This is a genomic window from Paenibacillus sp. YIM B09110 (genome assembly GCF_037167145.1).
Taxonomy (GTDB): Bacteria; Bacillota; Bacilli; order Paenibacillales; family Paenibacillaceae; genus Pristimantibacillus.
Window position 1 is genome coordinate 254,566 of sequence record NZ_JBANSP010000001.1, and the last position, 24,632, is coordinate 279,197.

The window sequence follows — 24,632 nt, forward strand, 5'->3', positions numbered from 1 at the left end:
TTGTTAAAATACATAAAGAACAAATGTCGAAAAATGCTAAATCATATACACGGACGAGGAGTTTTGACTTAATGAGCGCAAGAAAGAGCACAACGAGCGGCATGAGACCGCTTAATGCGACAACTATTTCGTTATGGAGCTGGATCGGTGCAATCGGCATCGCCTTGTTTCTACTTATTTCTCCGTACAATCAGGCTTTATTCAACGGCTATTCCTTCAACTTCGAGTCGTCGATCTACAAGGCGATATTCTTCGGACTCGTCTTATTGCTGCTAACGGCCATATATTTACTTAAGCACTGGAAGCTGGACGATTATCGGGGCATGCTCTCGATCGCTGCTCTACTGCCACCTTTCATCTACTGGTTAGCCTCATTTCAGGCGGTTTCCAGCTATTACGCTTCATTCATGACCTTCATATTCGTATTGCTGGCTGCTTTGTTTATCGCAGGACTCTACTTTGCGGAAAGCGTGCAGACGCGCAAGCTGATCGAATATGCGCTAATGCTTTCCTCTTATATCATTGTACTGTTCGGTTTGTTCAATTTGTTTGGTCAAACGTATTATCGCGATGCTTTATGGCTTGCTCATGATGGATACAGACTTACAGCTGTCTTCCAATACTCAAATACATATGCAGGTTTCCTTGTCGCAGTGTTCCTAGCTGCCCTCTATTATGCATCACACTGCACAAGATGGCAGGCAAGGCTGGCGCATTCGCTCATGCTTGTTCCGATATGGATTTCGTTCATGCTTACCTATTCGCGCGGCGCTATCGTCATAATTCCGGTCATGGTACTTGCTGTTCTTCCGTTCCTACGTCTCTCTCGTCAGATTACATACATCGTATATATGTCCCTGTCAGTTCTAGCTGCAATGGCTGTGCTAGGACCAATAACGACAAAAGCCAATGCTATTGCTGAGCTGGTTCAACCGGCCGCAGATAAGCAAGTCGACACGATCTCGCTGTTCAGCTCATTGCCGCTGCAAAGCTGGTCGCTGCTCATAGTTGCATCAGCAGCCATTGCCGGCATCATACTGCTCATTGAAGCTAAATCAATCAGCTGGATTGAAGCCAAAACAACGAAGCTTGCATCGTTCAAATGGTCTTTCATTGCCGTTCCCGCTGCGATAATCATTTTAGGCGCAATTGCGGCTGGCGCACTGTTAGGAAGCAGCGCCGTACGAGGTCTGCTGCCGGATAAGATTGCCGAGCGTTTCGAGAGCATCAACTTCCAGCAGCATAGCGTGCAGGAACGCTTCACCTTCTATAAGGATGGCTTGCGCTTAGCTGAAGACTATCCGTTGCTCGGCGGAGGAGGCGGAGCATGGCAGTCACTGTTCGAGCAATATCAGAACAACCCGTATTGGAGCAGACAAGCCCATAGCTTCTTCGTGCAGGTGCTCGTTGAGACCGGTTGGATCGGTCTAGCGGCTCTCATCCTCCTCATTGGCGGAGCGTACTGGTTCTATATTCGTTCCTATATTCGTCATCCAGAGCGCAGAGGAAGTCATCTCATCTTCTTCATCTTCTCGCTTGCGCTACTTATGCATAGCGCTCTCGACTTTGACATGAGCTTTGTATTTATAAGCGGCATCGTATTTCTATCGCTAGGCTGTATAGTTGCCCCATTCGGCAGCAAGCTCCCTATTGCGCGTTTGCAAAAGATAAAGCTCGCAAGCTGGAGCCGTCTCATCTATCCGGCAGTCATAGGCCTATCAGCTATCGTTCTGCTTGTTATAACCATTTCCAACAATAGCGCCAATCAGTTGTATAACAAAACGATCCGCCAAGCTTCACAGAAAGGCACAACTCTTGGCGATGTACTGCCCGCGCTCGACAAAGCGATCAAACGATCGCCAAACCAAACGACGTTCAATCTTACCAAAGCGAACTGGCTTCGACAAGCTTATGACAATAGCAAGGACGGGGAAGTGCTTGCCGGTGCGCTATTCACTTTGGAAGAGGCCAAGAAGCATGATCCTAACAATCGCAGCATTATTGCGATGCAGCTAGACTTCTATCAGCTTAACAATCAGCTGTCTACTTCGATTGAATTGTTGGAGGAAGGCATCACTAAGTTCCCTTGGGACATTCAGTTCTACAATAATGCCATACTGGCATATAGAGTGAGCATAGATACTGCTAATGCAGAGCAAGACAGCGATTCTGCGGACCAATACAAATCCCGCCTGAGCGAAATCGCTCAAGAAGTCGAGCGAAGAACGGCCCAGCTTGCCGATCTGCCGCCTGAGCAGCAGCAAGGACGCTCCTTCAGCTTGTCAGAGCCAGCTCAAGAAGCGCTGCAGACACTTCTAGCAAGCAATTAACTTACCTGTATAGAAAGACCGCAGAAGCGCATCCAGATGCGTCTCTGCGGTCTTTCTTTCTCCTACGATCATAATTTTAATGGTATGTTTCGAGGCTTCCAAGAATAAATAGCAATAGTACGCCCAAATCTATTCTGGCAGGAAGGAGAAGCCAATTGAAACGAGCGCGGAATCCCAAATGGTCTTTTGTGGTGATGCGCGGCGCTGACAAAACCGTTAAACAGTTTCACGTATCGAAGCGGTCGGTCGTCGTTATACCGACTGTTGCCGTACTCGCGGTTTCAGGCTGGATTGCAAGTCTCCAGATGCAAGCGACCGATGAAATCGACGGTCTGGAGGAGCAATTGTCTAATCAGACTGCACAGTTCACACAAACCGTCTCCGGAAAGGACGAGGCGATCGTCTCATTGCAGCAGGAATTGCTCCAACTGTCGCGCCAAGCGCAAGAAATGAAACAAAAGCTGATTGAGCTTCAAGAGCTGGAAAATAAGCTTAAGCAGTTCATCGAGAAATACGGCAGCGGAATCGCTCCACCCGGCAGCGAGACCCGGACCTCTTATTCTTCCCCCCTCATGGGAGGCAATGCCCGGCAGCTTGCTTCACTTGCTCAGTATACAGGCCTTGATCTTCAGGCGCTTAGCGGTATGGTTGATGCCATGGAAATATCGATGGAGCAGACGCTGCGGCATGCGCAAGCGAGAAGAGAGACGGTCGACGGCTACCCCTCCGGCTGGCCGACGCGTTCCAGGCAATTAACATCAGGCTTTGGCTACCGCAAAGACCCTTTCAGCGGAAAGACCGCCTTCCATGCCGGCATCGATATAACAGGGAAGCTCGGAGACCCTGTGTTCAGCGCGGCCGAAGGAACCGTGACGGAGACGGGCATCGACGGCGTATTTGGCAAGTATATTGTCATCGAGCATTTGGGCGGCCTAAAGACTACTTATATGCACTTGAAACAGATTGAAGCTAAGGAAGGCGATCTCGTCGTTCGCGGCGAGAAAATCGGCCTGCTCGGCTCTAGCGGCAGAAGCACGGGCCCGCATTTGCATTTTCAAATCTTACAGCAGAGCGAACCGGTGAACCCACTGAAATATCTCGCTCTCGTAAAGGAGAATTGAAATTTATGTTCAAGGAGAACAAACGGGTCATCGCAACTGATACGCTCATCGGTCAGGGCACCCTGACGGAAGGCAAAATGGTATGCGAGGCAAGCTTGCGCATCGAAGGAGAATATCGTGGCGACATTGAATGCAAAGGCAATGTCATTATTGGCGAGTGCGGCGTAGCGCGCTCGAACATTACAGCTCAGGACGTTACCGTTGCCGGAAAAGTCATTGGCGATATTACGACGAAAGGTCGGCTTATTATTACGGCATCCGGCCAAGTGAACGGCAATCTGTATGCGAACATACTCATTGTCCAAGACGGCGGCATCATTAACGGCAGCTGCCAGATGGAAGTGCCTAAGGAAGCCAAGGGCAAAGGCGCTTCCGACTCAGACAGCCATAATGCCGCTAATAACAAGGAGCAAGGCGGCAGAGAAGGCAAGGAGAAATCGAGACAAGCCGGTTAACAGGCAAAGTCTAATACTTACTTTTTCCAAAAAAAAGCCGTTCCAGCACGCTCTCCTCTCCGAAGAGACTGAGTTGCTGAAACGGCTTGTTGACTTAACTGGCTACATCTCGCTTGTTGAATATGTACCAGGTGAACGCAATAAATAGCGCGTAATAGACGGCGAGTATTCCCAATGAGAATCCAAGTGTCATGTCACCATCCGTTGTGTTTCCGATGTACCTCGTAAGATCCAGATGAGTAAACAGTAAATAGTCGATCCAAGTGTAATTCAGCAGGGATAACAACGAATTAACGATACTCATGGACAACAATAGGAACAGGGCAAGACCAATTGCGAGAGCACTGCTGCGGAATATCGTTGACAGCATGAACGCCAGTGTAATCATAACGAGCAGCGTGACAAATTGCAGCACATAGAACTGGAACAGGAACTGTAACGATGACATATTCATATTCTCTTGTCCCGGAAATTGCTCCTGTATTGCTTTAACGGTATCCGACGGGAATAGACCGAAGCATAACCAGTTCACAAGCCATACGCTGCCGAACAGCATTACGGTCAACAGAGCAGCAAATAATACGACCGAAATATACTTGGACAGCAATATTTTGGATCTCGACCACGGTCGAATGAGGAGCAGCTTAATCGTTCCTGAAGTAAACTCCTCCGCTACGCTCACTGCCGCAATAACGACGGAGAAAATAGTTACGAGCAGAAATAATATAAATGACTCCCAGTAGGCGACCGTCCACATCGATGTTTCCCGACCATCTAGAATGAGCCACATGACCGAGATCAGTATAACAAAGCCAATCAGTAAGCCCGCCATAATATAGGTCCGCGGCCGGAAATAGATTTTAATATTTTCGTTTCGAACTAGCTGCATAAAATCACCCAATTCGTTCGCCTCCCGTCACTTCCAAGAACTGATCTTCCAGCGATTTGATCTGTGCGCGAATACCGAACACTTTAATGCCTGCCGAGACTAATTGCGCATTAATAGCAGCCGTCTGCTCGCGATCAACTTCTACCGCGATCGCACCGATGCCCTCAGCTTGAGCAACGAACTCAGCAGCCGCAAGGGCTTTAATCGCAGCGTCTACTTGATCCACCTCAATAAGCGTACGCACGCTCTCTAATGTCGGCTTGCCGCCCTGAAGCACTCGGACGTCGATTAGCTTACCGTTCTGGATAATAGCTACACGGTCGCACATCAGTTCCATTTCCGCAAGCAAGTGGCTCGATACGAAAACCGCAATCCCTTCGACCTTGGACAGCTCGCGCAAATAATCGCGCAGCTCTCGGATACCGGCCGGATCAAGACCATTAGTAGGCTCATCAAGAATAAGCAGCCTCGGTTTATGTAGAATGGCCTGCGCTACGCCAAGTCGTTGCCTCATGCCAAGCGAGTACGTCTTCACCTTGTCATGAATGCGCCCCTCCAGCCCGACTAGCCGAACGACCTCCTTCACTCTTGCTTCCGTGACGCCAGGGAACATACGAGCGAAGTGCATCAGATTCTGATAACCGGACAAATATTTATACATTTCCGGGTTTTCTACGATTGCGCCTACATGCTTAATCGCTTTCTCGTATTCCTTCGAGATGCTATGGCCTTCAATCCATATTTCGCCTTCTGTTATGGAAATCAATCCAACCATCATACGGATGGTTGTCGTCTTGCCCGCGCCGTTAGGACCAAGAAAACCAAATACTTCCCCTAGCGGCAATTCCAAGGTTAAGCGGTCGATGATCGTACGGCCGCCAATTCGCTTCGTTACATTTTGCAATCGGACTACTGGTTGCTCCACTCTTTTACACTCCTTTGTACTGCAATTAATCAATTTATTCATTATAAATCATATAGGAAACAAATGGAAGTTAATGATTGGTACATTGAAAAAAGCCTTCATCTACAACTTTCCGTAGAGTGAAGGCCTTCAATGTCGTCCGCCTTAGTAGATATGCTCGGAATGCTCGGCAACCTTGGCGTCTGCTCGAAGGAACACTTTGTAGTCATAATGATCGAATTTCGCGTTTATCGTATTGGCCGTCTTCTCTTCTTTCAGACTGCATGCTGTGCAGAAGCACATCGGATGCACGACTCTGTAAAACCCGGTTCGGAATTGTACATTAGTCTTCGGACTTGGGACCAGTTCTCCGCATGTTACGCAATAATAACGCTGATCAATTCGGTTCATTGGCTAGATCGCTCCCTCTCGTCTATATATAATGGGTCAATCCTCCACCTCATGCTACATTATGTATCTTTTTAGCGTAAAATTTACGATCAGATAACCTCTCTTCGTCGATATCGTCTTTTTGCAGCAAATCTCGCCAGATTGGGCCATAAAGGCAGCTGCAATGCCGCCGCTTCCAGCAATCTCGCTTGCCACCCATAAACGTAGACTATTCTGCCATCACGATGTATAGCCTTTAATCGGCCAATAATACTCGTAAAATCGACCGGAGCTCTCCTCAGCCTGCTAGTGTCACCTCGAAAAGTATACTGGGTTGCATTCATCGCTTTCTCCACATATACAATTCGTTCGATGAGCAGCTCCCCATCCACGCTTGCGTATAAGCATACATCGCCTGGTCGAAGCTCTTTCTCATTTACTCTTGAGAACGTTGATATATTGCCCTCGCGCATCAGTGGAAACATGGCATCCCCATAACAAGTAACATCGATCTCACCCTGACGTTCAACGATAGCCGCTATTATTGCAGGCAGCCCCATACGCTTCTCTACAGCTTTCATAAATCTGCTCCTACACCAAGTTCGATTGACTTATAATCTCATCCCATTTGATGCCTAAGTTAATTACGTCATCTTCGGCCAGTTCTGCCCCGCTCTGCACCTCAAGCAGTTCCAGGTCGGTAATTGCTCGCAGGCTATGACGGGTACGTCCGGGTATCGTTACAGCGTTACCCGCTGAGACCGGTCTCAGCTCCTCATCAATGATAGCTACTCCTTCGCCTGACAAAATCGTCCACGTTTCGCTTCTATTAAAATGAAGATGATAGCTCATATTCTCTCCTGCCGCGATGAAGACTCGCTTGGACACGACCTGCCCTCCCGACGCTAGACGCGCCTTATCGACAATGATCATGTGCCCCCAATGCTTTTCCTCATAGTTGGGTTTGGCATTCATCGCCTGCAGCATCTCACTGATCTGATTGCTATGCAATCGATCGGCAATTAAAATGCCATCGGGGCTCGCCGCTACGAGCAGGTTGCTGAGACCGATAATTTGAATGGGTATATCGAGATGATTAATAAGCTGCGACTGATCATGAGCACGCTCGATCTTCTCCTGCTCCTGCAGAGGAAATGCGATTTCCTCCGATATCGTCCGCCATGAGCGAAGATTTTTCCATAAGCCATTGTAGTAGATGACCGATCGGGATGTCTCGCATTCCAATAACGCAGTCTCGATGCTAGATTTAGACAGCTTCGAATATTGCTTATACAGCTCGTCGTAATGAATAGGAAGACTCAGCGCGATTAGCTTCGAGATCATATAATCGAGAGAGAAAGCGTATATTCCGCTGCCCAGTGGCGGCTGTTGCTCATCTCCGGACTTCGGCGCCATCCCGATCAACATAAGCTGCGAGCCGCTTTCGCGAAGCCGATCCGGAAGCTCCTGGACCCATTCGAAAAAATCACTTTCAACATATGCATCAACCGGCATAATTATGACGGTCTCGGCGAGCGAGACACCTGCGATGGAGTAAAGATACGAAGCAGCCAGCGCAATAGCGGGAAAAGTCCCGCGTTGCTCCGGCTCTATTATAAGCGGCGTCCTCTCGCCTGTCTGCCGCTTCAGAAGCTCCATCTGCTCTATGCTTGTTGCAAATCTCGTATGCTCCTGAAGTTCGGCGTCGCCAAGCTGACGCCATAACCGCTGCACCATAGACTCGAGATCGCCATTAGGCGCCTCCAATAAGGATAAATATTGCTTCGCCCTCGTGTTGCTAGACAAGGGCCACAAACGCTTGCCCGAGCCTCCCGACAACAATATAATTTTCAATAGCCTCGTCCCCCTGCCTGCGCAGGTTGTCCGAGTATGGGTTGACCGAGAACCCGTTTCCAATGATTCTGATGAACGATCCGTTGATAGGATTGATGTATCTTGAACTGCTGCGGCTGTTGGGCAAGCAACTCTTGATTCATGACTCTGACAAGCAGAGAGCGCAACAGACCAGAAGATTGGAAGGACATGCCATGAAGATATGTATCCAAGGCCTTCTTATTCCACTGAATCGTCCCGCGCAGCACAATTGGAATTTGATAAATCGTCATTCGAATATCGACCATGTAATTCTCTTGAACCGGAAGCTGAACCTTGCTAGAGAAACACAATCCTTCATGACTTAAGTTCATTAGAACAACCGTGCTTACTCCGCGCGACAGCAACTGTCCGCGCTTGTCCATCAGACGAAGCTCTGCTTCTACACCTTCTTGAAAACGCAAACGGATATGTGCCCTGGAATTGTCTTTGTCATGCAGCGACATAAAGCATTCCTCCAATTCTATGAAATGTTTTTTTCGTCATTTCTAATAGAAAAGCATGCAAATCGTGCGATTACGTATTAGTATTATAAGTAGCAGGCAGCGGATCATTCAGACATTTCGGGAGGAAGAGCAATGAATATCGGCGACCGAATCGCTCAATTGAGAATTGTACGGGACTGGACACAGGAATTGACCGCAGCTAAACTCGGTATCTCTCGCGCCTCATTATCACATTATGAGAAAAACCGGAGGGAAGTCGGCAACGAATTGTTGGCCAAATTCGCGGACTTATATGAGGTCACAATCGATTATCTGGTTGGACGGACGTTAATTCCTAAGCAAGTTCTAACAGAAGAGATTCGCAGCTTCGTTGATCGACTTGAACTGACGGACGAGCAATTGTTAAGCAAGTACAGCCTCACTTTAGATGGCAGACTGCTTACGCTAGATGAGACGAAGCATTTCATTGCCTACCTCAGAGCGAGACGTTCAGCCTTCTAGATGCTTCTCAGCCCAGTTCACGTCTTGAATGCCCATTTCCGCTAGTATTATTGAAACCTCTAGCAGCACTTTAGTAGATGCTGCGTTCATTTCTTCATCGGATTGATACATTCCATCGCTCACTGGCACAATCGTCTCCCACATCTATTAATAGATCTTTAATGCTGCAATATATCCATTATAAACCAGCTCATAGATAGAGACTGTCGGATAATGGTTGCGGCTTTTTTCTATTTTGGGGGCATTTTGTCGAATAATAATAGGTAACGTAACAAATCAGTAACGATCTAAAAGCTCAAACATATTTTCATCCCGTTCCGGCCATTGCTCTCTATCCGAGCGCAGTTTTTTAAGATGCTCTTCTATATTGTCTGGCGTAATGCGGATACCGAAATATGCGGGAAGGTTATTTGTTTTTTTGTCCAGCATTCTATTTAGAATGAGATCACCTATTTTTTTTGAGAAGTGAGAAAGATCATTATAGGTTTCTGACTGGTTCAAAGAGCTCATTGATATTTCATGGTAGCCCGAGAAGTCCCATATAGGAGTTATACCTGCCAGTTGACGTTTCCATTCTTCAAAACTATTCCATATGCCGTTTTGCCAATACGTATCTAAAATAATTGCATGAATGGGGCTGATATATATATATAAATTGAGATGATATTGGTCACATAGTTCTTTAATTTTTTGTATATAGTTCATACTGGTCGATGATAGCTGAAAGTTTGTAGGAATTACTTGCAAAGTAGCTTGATTAGTATTTGGTGGGAATACAAAAGTTTCGTCAAAACTGCCGTCCCCTAAATACCTATGCTCTGTAAATCTAGTCGTATGATTGATGTTATCGATTACAACTTTTCCACTGTCTATTAAAGCTTTATCAGAAAGTAAAGTCACCAATAGATCCTGCATGTACAAAGGGGAAGTTAATCTGCCCTCATCATAATTGGCGTGGTTTTGAAAATTAGAATTAAATACCTCAAAATCTAACCCTAGAAATACGGTCTTTAAATTTTTATCGACCTTTATGGCATACTCCAAATATTTAAAGTTTATATAAGGAGTAGCGGCGGCGAGCCCTAAATTATATGCGCTGTTTCCGGTCATACGTTCAATTATAGGCGGATTAAGGCGCATAGCTCTAGATGTTCCCAAAACTATAGCCTCGGGCTGGACTTTTTTGCTTTGAAAAGCTTTTATTATGTAGGGGTCGCTATCAATGCTTTTTTGATAATTAAAGCTTTTCCCTGAATAATGATAAATTCCATACGGATCGACCACATAATTAACGGATGCTATTGCAGAAAGTGCAATTACAGTTATAGAGAGCGTGATTAATGTCCACTTTTTGTAAGTTGTCATGGGTTCACCCGATACTTAAAATTTGAAATATAAAAATTCGGTTGCCTTTGTAAGATGCAATACGGAATAAACAAAAATGATAACAATAAAAAAGGCGTATATGATATTAGGCTTAAAAGTAGTCATCTTTTCCGAAGTGTTTTTGAATCCTAATACAATAAGGAATCCTAAAATGATCAGACCTAATGCACGGAATTTATCTTTTAGGGGCGTACTTTCAAAATGAACCCCAAAAATTTCAAGCGGGTTTAATAACTGTGATAACTGTTCAGGTAATATAAAGCCATTTAATCCAAGCATAGCTTTGATGAGCAATGAGGCTTGTTCTAGTTCGCTGATTTTAAAGAAAACGAGCGAGAAATTAAAATAAAAAAAAGTAAGCCCCCAAGCTAAGATGAGGGGAAGCTTTATGCTAAATGCTCTCCACAATCGATATACACCAATGCCTAGTCCGACCAGAAAACCCCATATCACAAAATTCCATCCAGCTCCATGCCAAACGCCACTTAGAAGAAAAAGCAGCATTACATTTATTAAGGTTTTAGCACGCGTCCCTATTTTAATATTTATAAAAAAACGTTTGGTTAACCAACGGTTCATAGGATTATAAACGTATTCATATAAGAAACGGGTTAGTGTAATATGCCACCGTGAAGCCAATTCCTGAAAATTAGTAGCTTTATATGGAGAGTTAAAGTTAATTGGCAACTTAATGTTAAATAATAACGCCAATCCTATAGCCATGTCAGAATATCCGCTAAAATCGAAATACAATTGAAAAGCATAGGAAAGAATGACTGTCCAAGCGTCAAAAAATGTAATCGAATTCAAATAATTCATACCGTCAATGACGGTAGTCGAAAAATGATCGGCGAGTATTACTTTTTTAAATAAGCCTATAGAAAAAATGAACATTCCCAGTGCGATATGCTGAAAGTTGATTTTTAAATTCTGAGCGCTTTGAAATTGAGGCATCATTACTTTGTGGTGAACAATGGGGCCAGCAATCAGATGAGGGAAAAAAGTAATAAATAATGTGTAATTAATAAAATTGTAGTTAGAGACCTTTCCCTTTTGGCAATCCACCAAATATGATATTTGTTGAAACGTAAAGAAACTAATAGCTAAAGGCAACACGAAATGAAATAAAGGTATGTCCTTTGATAATATAAGGTTCATATTAGAAATAAAGAAGTCAGTGTACTTAAAGTATCCGAGTAAGCTTAAATTTAATACGACTCCTGCACTTAAGAGTAATCTGTTTTTATGAAGGATAAGATAGCGACCTAACAAAAAATTGATTGTGATAGATATAAGGATAAGAAATAAATAACTAGGATTCCAAAAACCATAGAAAAATAGAGAACTTGCTGCGAGCCATGTTCTTGAAACATAAGCGGGGGCAATTGAAGCAAAGAAGAAGTAACCCGCAAATACAATAGGCAAGAAAATAAAAATAAACAAATGCGAATTGAAAAGCATAAATACACGTCCTATATAAAAAATATTAATTAGCTTTGATTTAGATTCAATGAATATACTGTAATCTTATCACAATAAGCTAAAAAATAATTATTATTTTTCAAACGAGAGAATTTCCGATTAATTCATTCGAAATTTCGCATATCGATAGGTCAGTCATAGAAAAAAAAAGAGACTGCCGCCAAAAAAGCTTCATCAGCTTCTTTGGCGCAGTCCCTTTGTCTATGCGATTTATTTGCCGCCTGAACGAGCGAGCTCTTTCTTATTCGCTTCGAATGCAGCAAGCAATGCCGCTTCACCCTGCAAGCCCGTATCTTCGGCCTTGCGGATCTGTTCCAACATACGTTTGTAGTCCTTCGGAATGACCTTCACGAACTTAGCAAGCGATCCGTTCCAGTCGCCTAGAACGCGTGCACCGATAGCGCTGTCCGTGTACTGGACATGTCTCTCGATCATGCCGCGAAGCTCAGCAATGTCAGCTTCCTCTTCTACGCGCTCGAGCAGCACCATCTCGATGTTGCAGTGCTTGTAGAAGTCGCCTTCCGCGTCGTATACATAAGCGACTCCGCCCGACATGCCTGCCGCGAAGTTGCGGCCCGTTGCGCCTAGAATAACAACGCGTCCGCCTGTCATGTACTCACAGCCATGATCGCCTACGCCTTCAACGACGACATTGACGCCGGAGTTACGAACCGCGAAGCGCTCGCCCGCGATACCGCGGATATACGCTTGACCGTCCGTACCGCCATACAACGCCGTGTTGCCGATAATAACGTTCTCTTCGGCAACGAAGGATGCTTTCGGCGATGGAGCAACGATGACCTTGCCGCCGGAAAGACCTTTGCCGACATAGTCATTGGAGTCGCCTTCGATTGAGAGCGTAATACCCTTCGGCAAGAATGCGCCGAAGCTTTGGCCGGCCGTTCCTACGAAGTGGTACGAGATCGTATCCTCAGGCAATCCTTTCGCGCCGTAGCGGCGAGTAACCTCGCTGCCCAGAATCGTTCCGACTACGCGATTCGTGTTCAGAATCGGGAACGTTCCGCTTACGCGCTCGCCGCTCTCCAGAGCCGCTTGTGCGCCAGGCACCAGCTTCTGCATATCAAGCGAAAGCTCAAGTCCATGGTTCTGCTCTTGTACGCAATGGCGAGCAGCATCTTCCGGAATCTCAGGCTGATACAGCATGCCGGAGAGATCGATGCCTTTCGCTTTGTAGTGCTCAAGCAATTGTTTTGTTTCCAATAGCTCAACGCGTCCAACCATCTCTTGGATGGTGCGGAAGCCAAGCTCAGCCATAATCTCGCGAAGCTCTTCCGCGATGAAGCGCAAGTAGTTAACCACATGGCTAGGATCGCCCATGAACTTCTTGCGAAGCTCAGGGTTCTGCGTCGCTACGCCGACTGGACAAGTATCAAGCTGACATACGCGCATCATGATGCATCCGAGAACGATAAGCGGAGCCGTCGAGAAGCCGTACTCTTCAGCGCCGAGCAATACGGCGATTGCTACGTCGCGGCCCGTCATCATTTTGCCATCTGTCTCAACGGTTACGCGGTCGCGCAAGTTGTTGAGCATAAGCGTCTGATGCGTCTCCGCAAGACCAAGCTCCCAAGGCAGACCCGCGTGGCGGATCGAGCCCATTGGCGATGCGCCTGTACCGCCGTCATAACCGCTGACCATGATGACATCCGCGCGGCCTTTGGCAACGCCGGCTGCGATCGTGCCCACGCCAACCTCGGATACGAGCTTCACGTTAATGCGAGCGCGCGGGTTAGCGTTCTTCAGATCGTGAATCAGCTCAGCCAAATCCTCGATCGAATAAATATCGTGATGCGGAGGAGGCGAGATTAGACCTACGCCCGGCGTTGAGCCGCGAACCTCGGCAACCCATGGATATACTTTAAGGCCTGGCAATTGTCCGCCTTCACCCGGCTTAGCGCCTTGGGCCATCTTGATTTGGATCTCATCGGCATTAACCAAGTAGTTGCTCGTTACGCCGAAACGTCCCGATGCGACTTGCTTGATCGCGCTGCGGCGGGAATCGCCGTTCGCGTCCGGAATGAATCGTGCCGGATCTTCGCCGCCCTCGCCCGTATTTGACTTGCCGCCGAGACGGTTCATCGCGATCGCGAGGCTTTCATGAGCTTCCTTGCTGATCGAGCCGAACGACATCGCGCCCGTCTTGAACCGTTTCACGATCGATTCGACCGATTCAACCTCATCCAGCGCAACCGCTTGGCGGCCGCCCTTGAATTGAAGCAGCGAACGAAGCGTCAGATGTTTCTTGTCTTCGCCTTGAATAAGCGCGGAGAACTTCTTGTACAGCTTGTAGTCGTTCGAACGCGATGCCATCTGCAGCGTGTGGATCGTCTGCGGGCTGAACAAGTGGTCTTCTCCATCCTTGCGCCATTGATAGTCGCCGCCGGAGTCAAGCTCTTTCTCAGCGCCTTCTTGTTCGGCGTAAGCACGGTTGTGATGCTTCAGCGTCTCTTCAGCAATGACATCGAGACCGATGCCGCCGATACGGGACGGAGTCGTCGTGAAGTATTCGTTGATGACTTCTTCCTTCAAGCCGAGCGCTTCGAAGATTTGAGCGCCGCGGTACGATTGAATCGTCGAAATACCCATTTTGGACAATATTTTTACAACGCCCTTAGTCGCTGCTTTAATGAAGTTCTTAACGGCTTTCTCATGCGATACGCCGCGCAGCATGCCTTGGCGGATCATATCGTCAAGCGTTTCGAATGCCAAGTACGGGTTAACTGCGCTTACGCCGTAGCCAAGAAGCAATGCGAAGTGATGAACTTCACGCGGCTCGCCGGACTCAAGCAATAAAGCAACCTTCGTACGTGTGCCTTGGCGAATCAAGTGGTGATGCAGCGCCGATACGGCAAGCAATGCCGGAATAGCCGCATTTTCCTTATCAACGCCGCGGTCGGATAGAATAAGCATATTATGGCCTTTGTCGATAACGCGGTCAGCCGCTTCACACATTTGTTTCAGCGCTGCGCGCAGACCAGCTTCGCCTTCGCTTGCAGGGAAGAAGATCGGAAGAGTGATCGACTTGAAGCCAGGGCGGCGCACATGGCGGAGCTTCGCGAACTGTTCATTGGACAGAATCGGCGTATCCAGCTTAATGTGACGGCAGCTCTCAGGCTCTGGGTTAAGCAAGTTGCGCTCAGGTCCGATTGTCGTACCTGTTGCCGTGATGATCTCCTCGCGGATCGCGTCGATCGGCGGGTTCGTTACTTGCGCGAACAACTGCTTGAAGTAGTTGTACAGGCGCTGCGGACGTTCCGACAACACCGCTAGCGGAGCGTCGTAGCCCATCGATGCGATTGGCTCCATGCCGCTTCCAGCCATCGGCTCAAGCACTTTGCGCACGTCCTCGAATGTGTAACCGAACGCCTGCTGACGCGTTTGCACCGTCGCGTGATCCGGCTCCGGCAATTCCGGCGCGTCTGGCAGATCTTCCAAATCAACGAGATGCTCATCGAGCCAGTCGCGGTATGGATGCTCGGCAGCGATCTGAGCCTTCACTTCCTCGTCGGAAATGATGCGGCCTTCCTTCGTGTCAACAAGCAGCATGCGTCCTGGACGCAGGCGATCTTTGTACAAAATGTCCTCGGCCGGGATTTCAACCGTTCCCGCCTCGGAACCTAGAATAATATGATCATCTTTCGTTACATAGTAACGAGCTGGACGAAGGCCGTTGCGGTCAAGCACAGCGCCGATTTGGACGCCGTCCGTGAAGCCCATAGCTGCAGGTCCGTCCCACGGCTCCATAAGGGTGCTGTGGTATTCGTAGAACGCTTTGCGCTCATCGCTCATGCTTTCATGGTTGGACCAAGGTTCTGGAACCATCATCATCGCAACGTGCGGAAGCGAACGTCCCGACAGATGCAAGAATTCAAGCGTGTTATCAAACATCGCCGTATCGGATCCGTCCGGGTTAATGACCGGTTTGATCTTCTCGAGATCATCGCCGAACAATTCGGTAGCGAACAGCGTCTGACGCGCGTGCATCCAGTTGACGTTGCCGCGCAGCGTGTTGATCTCGCCGTTATGAATTAAATAATGGAATGGATGCGCGCGCTCCCAGCTTGGGAACGTGTTCGTGCTGAAACGGGAGTGAACGAGCGCCATAGCCGTAACAACCGACTCATCGCCCAGCTCCGTATAGAACGAGCGAACCTGCTCCGTCGTAAGCATTCCTTTGTATACGATTTTTCTGGAGGAAAGGCTGGAGAAATAGAACATATTTCCGCCTTCTTTGCCGGCAAAACGAATAGCAAGCTCCGCGCGTTTGCGGATTACATACAGCTTGCGTTCGAATGCAAGAACATCCTTGTCTTGAAGCTCCTCGCTCTTGCCGATGAAGATTTGGCGAACGTACGGCTTAACCGCGAGCGCCGATTTGCCCAGATTCGAGTCGTTCGTAGGAACAGTACGCCATCCGATAAGCGGCTGGCCTTCCTCTTCAACGATCGATTCCAGCTCGCGCTCAATCGCATTGCGCGCAGCCTCGTTCTGAGGCATGAAGATCATACCTACCGCGTATTGTCCTTCTTCAGGCAGTTCAATCTCTTGCTTCTTCATCTCGTTCGAGAAGAATGCATGCGGGATTTGAAGCAGAATACCTGCTCCGTCACCTGTGTTAGGCTCGCTGCCTTGTCCGCCGCGGTGCTCCATGTTCTCGAGCAGCGTCAGCGCCTGGCGAATGATTTTATGCGATTTTTTCCCCTTGATGTTGGCCACAAAGCCCATGCCGCAGGCGTCTTTCTCAAATTGCGGATCATAAAGACCCTGCTTAGGCGGCAATCCCAAAATACGTTCTTTCATTGTGCGCAACCTCTCTATCAGAAGATTTTTGGGTAAGCATGTTCGTTTTTCACTTAGGAAGACAAGCGTAAACGGCTTCACTGTCCTTTGGCGGCGCAAGCAAACGTTTCGCGGATGAAATATAAGCAAAGTATAAAATCATTTATACTTTCTTATATTTTGAAAAAAAAGCTCGAATGAAGACACGGTTAGCTTCATTTTTGGCTTGTTTTATCATAGAATGGTAGTCAGCGAAGCGCATCGGCTTGCTCCTTGCCATCCTTGTTAAACGGCTTTGCGACTCTTATCCTGGCGCCTCCGTTTAATGTTGACCATATCCCGGGCCGTATACCGCCATTACGCGATTATTATATTATTTTAACATCAGGCCAAAACGGAATCAATTTAATATTTTTATGATTGTGATAAGAGTTGTTTACCACCAGGGGGAGTTGTCTGCTTTCGCGGACAAGCTTCTCCATATCATATTAGCAAAAGGACGTGGATTTATTGTATAGCAAATTAAGGAATCATTCGCGCAAAATGAAGCTGGCGCTGCTCGCAGCAGTAATGTTGGCCGTCATTCTTGCTGCCGCTTTACCGGGAACGACAGTACCCGCACTTGCCGCGGAAGGCAGCTCGTCCTCCTCGGTTAACGATTATAAAATCGTTGCGATAGGCGACTCTTTAACGGCAGGATATGAGCTCGGATTCACAGAAAAGTCAGTCCCATACGGCTTCGTCGAGCACGTATACGAGCAAGCATTGTTTCATGGCTTGCGTAGTGAGGTCGCCAATTACGGCGTCATCGGACTCAAAACTAATGGACTCAAGAAATGGCTTGAAGCTGCTGTCGGCGGAGCAGACAGCGTCATGGCAAGCAACATGCAAGAGGGCTTGCCCGATCCAAGGGTTGACCAGCTCTTCGCGGGAACGAAGCAGCTCCGCGAATCACTGACGCAGGCCGACCTTGTCATTATGACGATCGGCGGCAACGACTTTCTGACCGTCGTTCGAAAAGAAGGGAAAGACGCGGTATCTGCTGAGCTGAAGATCGTACTGGATAATTATAAAGCCGATCTGCTTGCAACGCTCCGCCTCGTCCACAAGCTAAATCGGAATGCGCAAATCGTTATAGCCGATCAATATTTACCTGTTCCGACTCCGTACAAGATTGGCAATACAACGATCTATTCATTCGATGAAGATATACGGCAGGTTCTCCTAGAAGGCGTTAAGCAAATTAAGGACATATTGGCCGGCACTGCCGAGCTTCTAGCCAAGGAAGGGATGCAAATCAAGATTGCAGGCATAGCGGACGGCTTTGCAGGCAACGAGCTCGGACTTACCGCTATTGCCAAAGGCGACATTCACCCGAACCGTCTAGGCTACTCCGTTATCGGCAAAGCATTCACCAGCACGATCTGGGGCGATTATCGAACAGTGAAGCCTAGAGCAGCCGGTGTACCGCTATCGATCATTGTCAAAGGCACGGAGCTCTCGACATCAAATCCGCCTCTGCTCATCAAAGGACGCACCTACGTTGCCCTGCGAGACATTATCGACGGCTTCGGCGCTAAGCTCGACTGGAACGCCAAGGGGCAGATCGCGACGATCAAGCTTGCGGATCGAACGGTCGACATTCAGATCGGCGCAACGTCGATCAAGGTGAACGGCAAGTCGATTAAGCTTAACGCCGATCCGGCATTTATCTACAAAAATAACGGCACTGGCAAGACTTACGTACCGCTAGCCGCATTGACTGAAGGACTTGGCTTCCAAGTTGTATATCGCGATTTACTTAAAACAATCTTTATAAATATGTAGCTGGTTAGTACGATATAATGTAGAACGACGTAATGATGCTATCATTCTTACTTATCATAATCCTGCTTCAATTGTATCAATTGCTCCAAGCCTTTGGCGGCCCAGCGCTGCAAACGGTCAAGACCCGCGATCTCGGCTTCAGCCGCAGCAAGCAGCGATTGCTTGTAATCGGGGACTTGGCCGTTATATTTATTCAGGTCTCGAAGCAATACATTTGTTTTTTCTGTATAGCTAAGCGCGCGGCGCTCGTGAAACATCGGTACGTCGGGATTATACGGGTTATGCAGATCCCCCTGCTCCGGATGCTTCAATACCGCCAGCACCTTCACAAGCGCACGCGGACCGTTCAGCTCCATCAGCTCGCAGGCATATTGACCCGTGCGTACTTCTGCGCGAACAACATCTCCAACCTTGAAGCCTACCTCATTGCGATTTATCGTTTCCATCATTATGCTCCTCCTTTAAGTGTTTGCGAAGCAAACACACTTCGTTAGCAATCGCCTATTAGGCCGATTAGTCAGCTTGACCTTGCTTGCGTATGCCATTAAGGATAGTTTATTGTCCATAATATTAGCAAGCCTGACCGGATATAACTTGTGTTAACAGCGCTTGCATCGTAATATGGAAATAGAAAAGAAGGTGACATGTATGCGTAAGAAAAGAGTGCTGCTGCTCTCAGAAGGCTTCGGCTCCGGCCATACGCAAGCAGCCTATGCGCTTGCAACCGGGTTAAAGCAGCTCAGCCCGGATGTTCAGACACGCGTCATTGAGCTTGGCAAATTTTTGAATCCAGTGATTGGCCCTTTGATTGTCTCCGCCTATCGGAAAACCGTCAGCAAGCAGCCTAAGATGGTCGGCCTTATGTATCGCAGCGGTTATAAGAAGTCACTGAATCGATTAACGCAGCTCGCTCTTCATCGTGTGTTTTATACCCAGACTTCCCAGGTCATTTCGCAGCTTAAGCCAGACGTTATCGTATGTACACATCCCGTTCCCAACTCGGTAGTCGCTCGCCTCAAGCGGCTCGGACTCGACATAAAGCTGCTTACGGTCATTACCGATTACGATGCGCACGGCTCTTGGGTTAATCAGGAAGTAAACAAATACCTTGTATCTACACAGCAAGTAAAGCAGCTGTTGGTTGATAAAGGCATATCCATAGACCACGTAGAAGTTACGGGCATTCCCGTTCACCCTAACTTTTGGCATACATATGAGAAGGCGGAAGTTCGAAAGCAATTCGACTTGAAGGCGATGCCTACTGTGCTCATTATGGGCGGCGGCTGGGGCATTATGTACGAGGATAACGCGCTTGAATATATGACCAAATGGCGTGAAACGACCCAGCTTATTTTTTGTGTCGGATCTAATGAGAAGATGAAAGAAAAAATGCAGGCGGACCCGCTGTTCCAGCATCCGAATGTCCGCATCATGGGATTCACCCGCGAGGTGAACAAGCTTATGGACGCCTCCGATCTGCTCGTGACGAAGCCGGGCGGGATGACCTGCACGGAAGGCATGAGCAAAGGCATTCCGATGCTGTTCTACGAACCGATTCCAGGTCAGGAAGAAGAGAATTGCGAATACTTTATAAGCAATGGCTTCGGCGAAATGCTTGATTCCAACGATACGGTAGACCGCTGGTTCAAGCTGATCCATGAGCCTTACGCGTCAGGACAATTCCGTGACAGCCTGCTAACGAAACGCAATCTACAATACGATCCGAAGAGCTGTCCGAGAGCCGTACTGCAATTAATGCAGTAACGGCTTTTTTTTATTTCAGCGCGACTTGGTTAGCATAAATACTATCTGGTTAAATGCATAGTATAACTGAAGAAGGGAGCTGTTGAAGGATGAAGTCACAGATGGCAGACGGCAAGACGATTATTTTAAGACTTGAGATTGATACCAATGCGGCTCAATTCGGCCGTGCGGCTACAGCCATAGAACAAGCGAGAGGCGATATCATCGCCATTGACGTCATACATACAGACAAAAATAAGAGCATTCGCGATCTTACGGTTAAGATTGCCGAACACGGAGCGGCGGAGCGGCTAACAGAAGCGCTAAAGTCACTTCCCGGTATAAAGCTTGTTCATATTTCCGACCGGACATTTCTGCTCCATCTAGGCGGCAAAATAGCAATTCAACCGAAAACCCCGATTCAGAATCGCGACGACTTGTCGCGCGTCTATACACCGGAGGTCGCCAGAGTATGCCAAGCTATCTATGAAGAGCCTTCCAAAGCTTATACGCTGACCATTAAACGCAATACCGTAGCAGTCGTCTCCGACGGCAGCGCCGTGCTTGGCCTAGGTAATATCGGGCCATATGCGGCAATGCCGGTCATGGAAGGCAAGGCGATGCTGTTCAAGCAATTCGCGGATGTCGACGCCTTTCCGATCTGCTTGGACACGCAGGATACAGAGCAGATTATTGCGGCGGTCAAGCATCTCGCGCCGGGCTTTGGCGGCATTAACCTCGAGGACATATCCGCGCCGCGCTGCTTCGAAATTGAGCGTCGTCTGCGCGAAGAGCTCGATATTCCGGTATTTCATGACGATCAGCATGGTACGGCCGTCGTGCTCTACGCCGGCCTGCTGAACGCTCTTAAGCTTACGGAGCGAACCCTTAGCGAAGCACGGATCGTCATTTGCGGCATCGGCGCGGCCGGCACAGCCTGCACGAAGATGCTGCTTGCCGGCGGAGCCAACCATATCGTAGGCGTGGACCGCGAAGGCATCCTGACGGCCGATCGCAGCTACGATAATCCGATGTGGCAATGGTATGCGGACAACACGAATCAAGAACGCCGCAGCGGCGGATTGGCGGAGGCGCTCGCAGGCGCCGACGTATTCATTGGCGTATCGGCCGGCGGCATTCTTACGCGAGAGCATATCGAGACAATGGCGCCACAGCCGATCGTATTCGCCATGGCTAATCCGGAGCCAGAGATTCTTCCTGAGCTTGCGGAAGATATCGTTGCTGTATTCGCTACGGGGCGCTCGGATTACCCGAACCAGATCAATAACGTATTGTGCTTCCCGGGCATCTTCCGCGGCGCGCTTGACAGCCGCGCTGCCGTCATTAATGAGGCGATGAAGGTTGCGGCCGCGGAAGCGATTGCTTCTGTCATAAGCGACGATGAGCTTAATAAAATGTACATCGTGCCAAGCGTTTTCAACGGCCGCGTCGTCGAGGAGGTTCGCCGCCGCGTCATCCAAGCGGCGCAGCAGAGCGGCGTGTCTCGCAGGCAGACGAGAGAATAGCGTTAGATAGGGAGTATAACTTTAGGAGCTGAGACCACATGGTCCGGCTCCTATTTTTATGAAACCTGAAGCGCTCTAAGCCGTATTGCTATGACCACCGGCCTCGGATGGCGCGCATTGAATAGCTGTTTACTTTATAGCTTGGTTTGTGTGCTATAATGAAACGGTATGCATGACTTATGGCTTATGCCGTGTAAAATTCTTATCAAGCAATGACATATCCAAGCCAACTCATACTATGATTAAGCATATAAAGTCCTTATTCCAGTCTTAGCCATTTCATTGTTAAGCTAGCTTTATGTGCAGGTCCGCTAACGGTAAAGGAGCCTGTTAATGTTTCAGAACATTGTCGATTTTTTGGCCGACTTCGGTCCTTGGGGATTAGCCATTCATGCTTTCCTCGATGCAGTCATCTTTCCGATACCCGCATTTTTCTTGCAAGTAACGCTTAGTCTTATGAATCCCTCTACCGCGCTATGGCTTGCCACTGTCGGTTATATCGCTTGCCTCATCGGTACGCCTGTCGGATATTATCTAGGCAAAGTAATGGGGAAATCCGTCCTCTACAAATTTCTCAAAAAAGAATGGATCGACGCGGCAACCGACCGGTTTCAGAAAAACGGCGAGGCTGCTATTCTGATCGGCTCGTTCACGCCAATTCCTTTCAAAGTGTTCACCATCCTATCCGGATGCTTGAATTTTCCATTATGGCGGCTGATCGGCTATGCTGCAATTGGCCGCGGTCTTAAGTTTTATATTGTCGGCTGTTTGTTCTATTTCTACGGCCGTGCCGCGGAGCATATGGTCAAGGACGTCTCGCTTTATATTTTCCTCGTCGGCGTTCCGCTTATCATTATCTTCCTGCTTATTCGCAGACATCGCAGTAAGAAGCGCGCAGCAGCCGACAATCAGGAGTCAATCAGCAGCGGCAGCTAATAATGAGAACATATGACAAAATAGAAACGGGATGGCCAGATGTTATATCTGCTCCATCCCGTTTCTATTTTGTTCGACTTTGTCATGCTCAACCCTTTACGCTGCCGAGAACGAGGCCGGTCGTAAAATACTTTTGCAGAAAAGGATAAATCGCCAATATCGGCAGTGCCCCCAGAAACATTTGAGCCGCGCGGCCGGTGCGCACGTTCATCATCGCAAGCAGTTGGGTATAGTCGGTGCTGGCTCTCAGCATAATTTGCTCGAAGCTGAGCAGCAGCGTCTGCAAATAGCTTTGCAGCGGATAGTTCGCCGTATCGTTCATATATATAATGCCGTCAAACCACGAATTCCAATGGCCGACGATGCTGAATAGTCCGACTGTGGCCAGCGCAGGCTTCAAAAGCGGCAACAAGATCATCACCAAAATTTGAACGGGCCCTGCCCCGTCAATCGTTGCCGATTCCTCTATTTCTTCCGGCAGCCCTCTGAGGAAGTTCATTAGAATAATCATGCTGAATACGGGGATCGCTCCCGGCAAAATCAGAGACCAGATAGAGTCGATCAACCCGGTTTTGACGACGATCAAATAGGTTGGAATCAGTCCCCCGTTGAATAGCATCGTGAAGACGAAAAAGCCCATATAATAACCGCGTCCCATCACCTTTTCCTTCGTCTTCGATAGCGGATATGCCGCGAGCACCATCAATATAAGGTTAACCAGCGTTCCTAATACGACGCGTTGAACCGAAATTCCCATAGACCGAAAAAATGCATCGCCGGTTAGCGCAAACTCATAGGCTTTTGTATTGAATCCGTTTGGCCAAAATACGACATCGCCTGCAGACACCGCGGCGCTGCTGCTGAAAGAGACGGCCAGCAGGTTAACGAACGGCAGCACGCAGATCAGCGAAACCAAAATCAAAATCATGTAGTTGACGACATGGAACAGCTTTCGCCCCAGGCTCTTATCTTGAACCACGATCATCCCTCCTTAAATGTTTGCGTAAGCAAACATACTTCGTAAGCATAGGCTTAATGTTTGCGTAAGCAAAACATCATTTCTCTAGAAGATACGGTATCCTGCGACGCGATAAGCAAGAATGTAGGATACGATTACTAAAATACAAGAAACGATCGACTTGAAAAACCCGACTGCGGCGGCTACTGAATATTGCGCCTGTTGAATGCCAAGCCGGTACACATAGGTATCGATAATATCGCCTGTCTCATAAACAACGGGTGAATACAGGTTGAATATTTGGTCAAAGCCCGCATTCAAAATATTGCCGAGCGACAGAACGGTCATTAATATGATCGTCGGCATGAGCAGCGGCAGCGTAATGTAAATCGTCTGCTTCCATCGTTTGGCGCCGTCGATCAATGCCGCCTCGTAGAGCCCAGGGTCAATACTGGTCAACGCAGCCAAATAGACGACCGTTCCGAAGCCAAAGCCTTTCCAGACATCGGTCACGATCATCGTCCAAGGAAAGATCGATGGGCTGCCGAGAAAGGAAATGGGCTCAGCTCCCAATAGCTTAATGAACGAATTGACAATGCCATCCGAGCCTAAAATATCGATCATTATGCCCGCCATAATGACCCACGACAGGAAATTCGGAATATAGACGAGCGTCTGGAACGACCTTTTCATCGCCGAGCGCGCTACCTCGTTCAGCAATAAAGCGAACACAACCGGCACGACGATGCCTCCGATCAGCTTGAAGAACGACATATACAACGTGTTCCAGATCGTCCGCACGAAATTCGGCTGTCTGAACACATGCTCGAAGTTATCCATCCCGACCCACGGCGAGCCAAAGCCTAAACCCGGATTATAGTCCTGAAACGCGATAATCATTCCATAAAGCGGAAGGTAGCTGAATATAATAACGAGAATAACGCTCGGAATGAGCATAAGGTGGAATGCCCGTTGCTGCTTAAGCTTAAATAACATGTTCTGCTCCTCCGTTCTCTGGTGTAGCGTGAATAGAAAGGAGGCGAGC

21 protein-coding genes are annotated in these 24,632 nt (G+C 48.2%); 8 read left to right on the forward strand and 13 right to left on the reverse strand.

All coding sequences use genetic code 11. The features are described from left to right. Nucleotides 1-71 precede the first annotated feature (71 nt). From V8F51_RS01220 to V8F51_RS01230, 3 genes are all read left to right on the forward strand, one after another. A complete protein-coding gene (locus tag V8F51_RS01220) occupies nt 72-2,330 on the forward strand; it encodes an O-antigen ligase family protein (RefSeq protein WP_337098206.1) in 2,259 nt (752 codons plus the stop codon). Between the two features lie 155 nt (nt 2,331-2,485). Next, nucleotides 2,486-3,451 (forward strand): peptidoglycan DD-metalloendopeptidase family protein, encoded by a 966-nt coding sequence (locus V8F51_RS01225; RefSeq protein ID WP_337098207.1) that lies wholly within the window; start codon nt 2,486-2,488, stop codon nt 3,449-3,451. 5 nt (nt 3,452-3,456) lie between these two features. Continuing rightward, a complete protein-coding gene (locus tag V8F51_RS01230; protein WP_337098208.1) occupies nt 3,457-3,906 on the forward strand; it encodes a bactofilin family protein in 450 nt (149 codons plus the stop codon). Between the two features lie 94 nt (nt 3,907-4,000). Here V8F51_RS01230 and V8F51_RS01235 read toward each other — a convergent pair whose 3' ends face one another. The 6 genes from V8F51_RS01235 to V8F51_RS01260 all read right to left on the reverse strand — a co-directional run bounded on the left by V8F51_RS01235 (nt 4,001) and on the right by V8F51_RS01260 (nt 8,428). Next, the gene (locus V8F51_RS01235; protein WP_337098209.1) at nt 4,001-4,807 is read right to left on the reverse strand and encodes an ABC transporter permease; all 807 of its coding nucleotides are present in this window, start codon (nt 4,805-4,807) and stop codon (nt 4,001-4,003) included. Continuing rightward, nucleotides 4,800-5,720, reverse strand: a complete 921-nt coding sequence (locus V8F51_RS01240) for an ABC transporter ATP-binding protein (RefSeq protein WP_337098210.1) — start codon at nt 5,718-5,720, stop codon at nt 4,800-4,802. Before V8F51_RS01240 ends, V8F51_RS01235 begins: the two co-directional genes overlap by 8 nt. A gap of 144 nt (nt 5,721-5,864) precedes the next feature. Continuing rightward, the gene (locus tag V8F51_RS01245) at nt 5,865-6,110 is read right to left on the reverse strand and encodes a hypothetical protein (RefSeq protein ID WP_337098211.1); all 246 of its coding nucleotides are present in this window, start codon (nt 6,108-6,110) and stop codon (nt 5,865-5,867) included. Nucleotides 6,111-6,199: 89 nt separating this feature from the next. Beyond that, a complete protein-coding gene (locus V8F51_RS01250) occupies nt 6,200-6,670 on the reverse strand; it encodes a hypothetical protein (protein WP_337098212.1) in 471 nt (156 codons plus the stop codon). 10 nt (nt 6,671-6,680) lie between these two features. Further along, complete coding sequence (locus tag V8F51_RS01255) at nt 6,681-7,943, reverse strand: sugar phosphate nucleotidyltransferase (protein WP_337098213.1); 1,263 nt, start codon at nt 7,941-7,943, stop codon at nt 6,681-6,683. After that, nucleotides 7,940-8,428, reverse strand: a complete 489-nt coding sequence (locus V8F51_RS01260; RefSeq protein WP_337098214.1) for a hypothetical protein — start codon at nt 8,426-8,428, stop codon at nt 7,940-7,942. The genes V8F51_RS01255 and V8F51_RS01260 overlap by 4 nt, the downstream gene beginning before the upstream one ends. 132 nt (nt 8,429-8,560) lie before the next feature. On the opposite strand from V8F51_RS01260, the gene V8F51_RS01265 reads away from it, so the two are divergent. Beyond that, entirely contained in the window at nt 8,561-8,929 is a 369-nt protein-coding gene (locus V8F51_RS01265; protein WP_337098215.1) for a helix-turn-helix domain-containing protein, read from the forward strand. On the opposite strand, the gene V8F51_RS01270 is transcribed toward V8F51_RS01265, so the two are convergent. The 4 genes from V8F51_RS01270 to gltB all read right to left on the reverse strand — a co-directional run bounded on the left by V8F51_RS01270 (nt 8,918) and on the right by gltB (nt 16,618). Beyond that, nucleotides 8,918-9,052: a hypothetical protein gene (locus V8F51_RS01270; protein WP_337098216.1), complete on the reverse strand. Its 135-nt coding sequence runs from the start codon at nt 9,050-9,052 to the stop codon at nt 8,918-8,920. The genes V8F51_RS01265 and V8F51_RS01270 overlap by 12 nt on opposite strands. A 153-nt stretch (nt 9,053-9,205) precedes the next feature. Beyond that, nucleotides 9,206-10,294, reverse strand: a complete 1,089-nt coding sequence (locus tag V8F51_RS01275; RefSeq protein WP_337098217.1) for a hypothetical protein — start codon at nt 10,292-10,294, stop codon at nt 9,206-9,208. A gap of 15 nt (nt 10,295-10,309) precedes the next feature. After that, nucleotides 10,310-11,776, reverse strand: a complete 1,467-nt coding sequence (locus V8F51_RS01280) for an MBOAT family O-acyltransferase (protein ID WP_337098218.1) — start codon at nt 11,774-11,776, stop codon at nt 10,310-10,312. A 231-nt stretch (nt 11,777-12,007) separates the two neighbouring features. Further along, nucleotides 12,008-16,618: a glutamate synthase large subunit gene (gene gltB / locus V8F51_RS01285; protein WP_337098219.1), complete on the reverse strand. Its 4,611-nt coding sequence runs from the start codon at nt 16,616-16,618 to the stop codon at nt 12,008-12,010. A gap of 489 nt (nt 16,619-17,107) precedes the next feature. On the opposite strand from gltB, the gene V8F51_RS01290 reads away from it, so the two are divergent. After that, nucleotides 17,108-18,424, forward strand: a complete 1,317-nt coding sequence (locus V8F51_RS01290; protein WP_337098220.1) for a stalk domain-containing protein — start codon at nt 17,108-17,110, stop codon at nt 18,422-18,424. A 47-nt stretch (nt 18,425-18,471) separates the two neighbouring features. On the opposite strand, the gene kapB is transcribed toward V8F51_RS01290, so the two are convergent. Beyond that, on the reverse strand, nt 18,472-18,870 hold the full coding sequence (kapB, locus tag V8F51_RS01295; protein ID WP_337098221.1) for a sporulation phosphorelay system protein KapB: 399 nt from the start codon (nt 18,868-18,870) through the stop codon (nt 18,472-18,474). A 202-nt stretch (nt 18,871-19,072) separates the two neighbouring features. Here kapB and V8F51_RS01300 point away from each other — a divergent pair, with 202 nt between their 5' ends. The 3 genes from V8F51_RS01300 to V8F51_RS01310 all read left to right on the forward strand — a co-directional run bounded on the left by V8F51_RS01300 (nt 19,073) and on the right by V8F51_RS01310 (nt 22,629). Next, nucleotides 19,073-20,188, forward strand: coding sequence for an MGDG synthase family glycosyltransferase (locus V8F51_RS01300; protein ID WP_337098222.1), 1,116 nt, complete (start codon nt 19,073-19,075; stop codon nt 20,186-20,188). Between the two features lie 89 nt (nt 20,189-20,277). Further along, entirely contained in the window at nt 20,278-21,693 is a 1,416-nt protein-coding gene (locus V8F51_RS01305; protein WP_337098223.1) for an NAD-dependent malic enzyme, read from the forward strand. A gap of 333 nt (nt 21,694-22,026) precedes the next feature. Then, a complete protein-coding gene (locus V8F51_RS01310; RefSeq protein WP_337098224.1) occupies nt 22,027-22,629 on the forward strand; it encodes a YqaA family protein in 603 nt (200 codons plus the stop codon). Nucleotides 22,630-22,717: 88 nt separating this feature from the next. Here V8F51_RS01310 and V8F51_RS01315 read toward each other — a convergent pair whose 3' ends face one another. Then, the gene (locus V8F51_RS01315) at nt 22,718-23,608 is read right to left on the reverse strand and encodes a carbohydrate ABC transporter permease (protein ID WP_337098225.1); all 891 of its coding nucleotides are present in this window, start codon (nt 23,606-23,608) and stop codon (nt 22,718-22,720) included. 84 nt (nt 23,609-23,692) lie between these two features. Continuing rightward, nucleotides 23,693-24,583 (reverse strand): ABC transporter permease, encoded by an 891-nt coding sequence (locus tag V8F51_RS01320; protein WP_337098226.1) that lies wholly within the window; start codon nt 24,581-24,583, stop codon nt 23,693-23,695. Nucleotides 24,584-24,632: the final 49 nt, after the last annotated feature.

Excerpts from the sequence above, each read along its gene's own strand:
- V8F51_RS01220 (WP_337098206.1), top strand. The coding sequence starts at position 72 with ATGAGCGCAAGAAAGAGCACAACGAGCGGCATGAGACCGCTTAATGCG.
- V8F51_RS01230 (WP_337098208.1), top strand. The coding sequence starts at position 3,457 with ATGTTCAAGGAGAACAAACGGGTCATCGCAACTGATACGCTCATCGGT.
- V8F51_RS01245 (WP_337098211.1), bottom strand. The coding sequence starts at position 6,110 with ATGAACCGAATTGATCAGCGTTATTATTGCGTAACATGCGGAGAACTG.
- V8F51_RS01250 (WP_337098212.1), bottom strand. The coding sequence starts at position 6,670 with ATGAAAGCTGTAGAGAAGCGTATGGGGCTGCCTGCAATAATAGCGGCT.
- V8F51_RS01260 (WP_337098214.1), bottom strand. The coding sequence starts at position 8,428 with ATGTCGCTGCATGACAAAGACAATTCCAGGGCACATATCCGTTTGCGT.
- V8F51_RS01265 (WP_337098215.1), top strand. The coding sequence starts at position 8,561 with ATGAATATCGGCGACCGAATCGCTCAATTGAGAATTGTACGGGACTGG.
- V8F51_RS01275 (WP_337098217.1), bottom strand. The coding sequence starts at position 10,294 with ATGACAACTTACAAAAAGTGGACATTAATCACGCTCTCTATAACTGTA.
- V8F51_RS01280 (WP_337098218.1), bottom strand. The coding sequence starts at position 11,776 with ATGCTTTTCAATTCGCATTTGTTTATTTTTATTTTCTTGCCTATTGTA.
- gltB (WP_337098219.1), bottom strand. The coding sequence starts at position 16,618 with ATGAAAGAACGTATTTTGGGATTGCCGCCTAAGCAGGGTCTTTATGAT.
- kapB (WP_337098221.1), bottom strand. The coding sequence starts at position 18,870 with ATGGAAACGATAAATCGCAATGAGGTAGGCTTCAAGGTTGGAGATGTT.
- V8F51_RS01300 (WP_337098222.1), top strand. The coding sequence starts at position 19,073 with ATGCGTAAGAAAAGAGTGCTGCTGCTCTCAGAAGGCTTCGGCTCCGGC.
- V8F51_RS01305 (WP_337098223.1), top strand. The coding sequence starts at position 20,278 with ATGAAGTCACAGATGGCAGACGGCAAGACGATTATTTTAAGACTTGAG.
- V8F51_RS01310 (WP_337098224.1), top strand. The coding sequence starts at position 22,027 with ATGTTTCAGAACATTGTCGATTTTTTGGCCGACTTCGGTCCTTGGGGA.
- V8F51_RS01320 (WP_337098226.1), bottom strand. The coding sequence starts at position 24,583 with ATGTTATTTAAGCTTAAGCAGCAACGGGCATTCCACCTTATGCTCATT.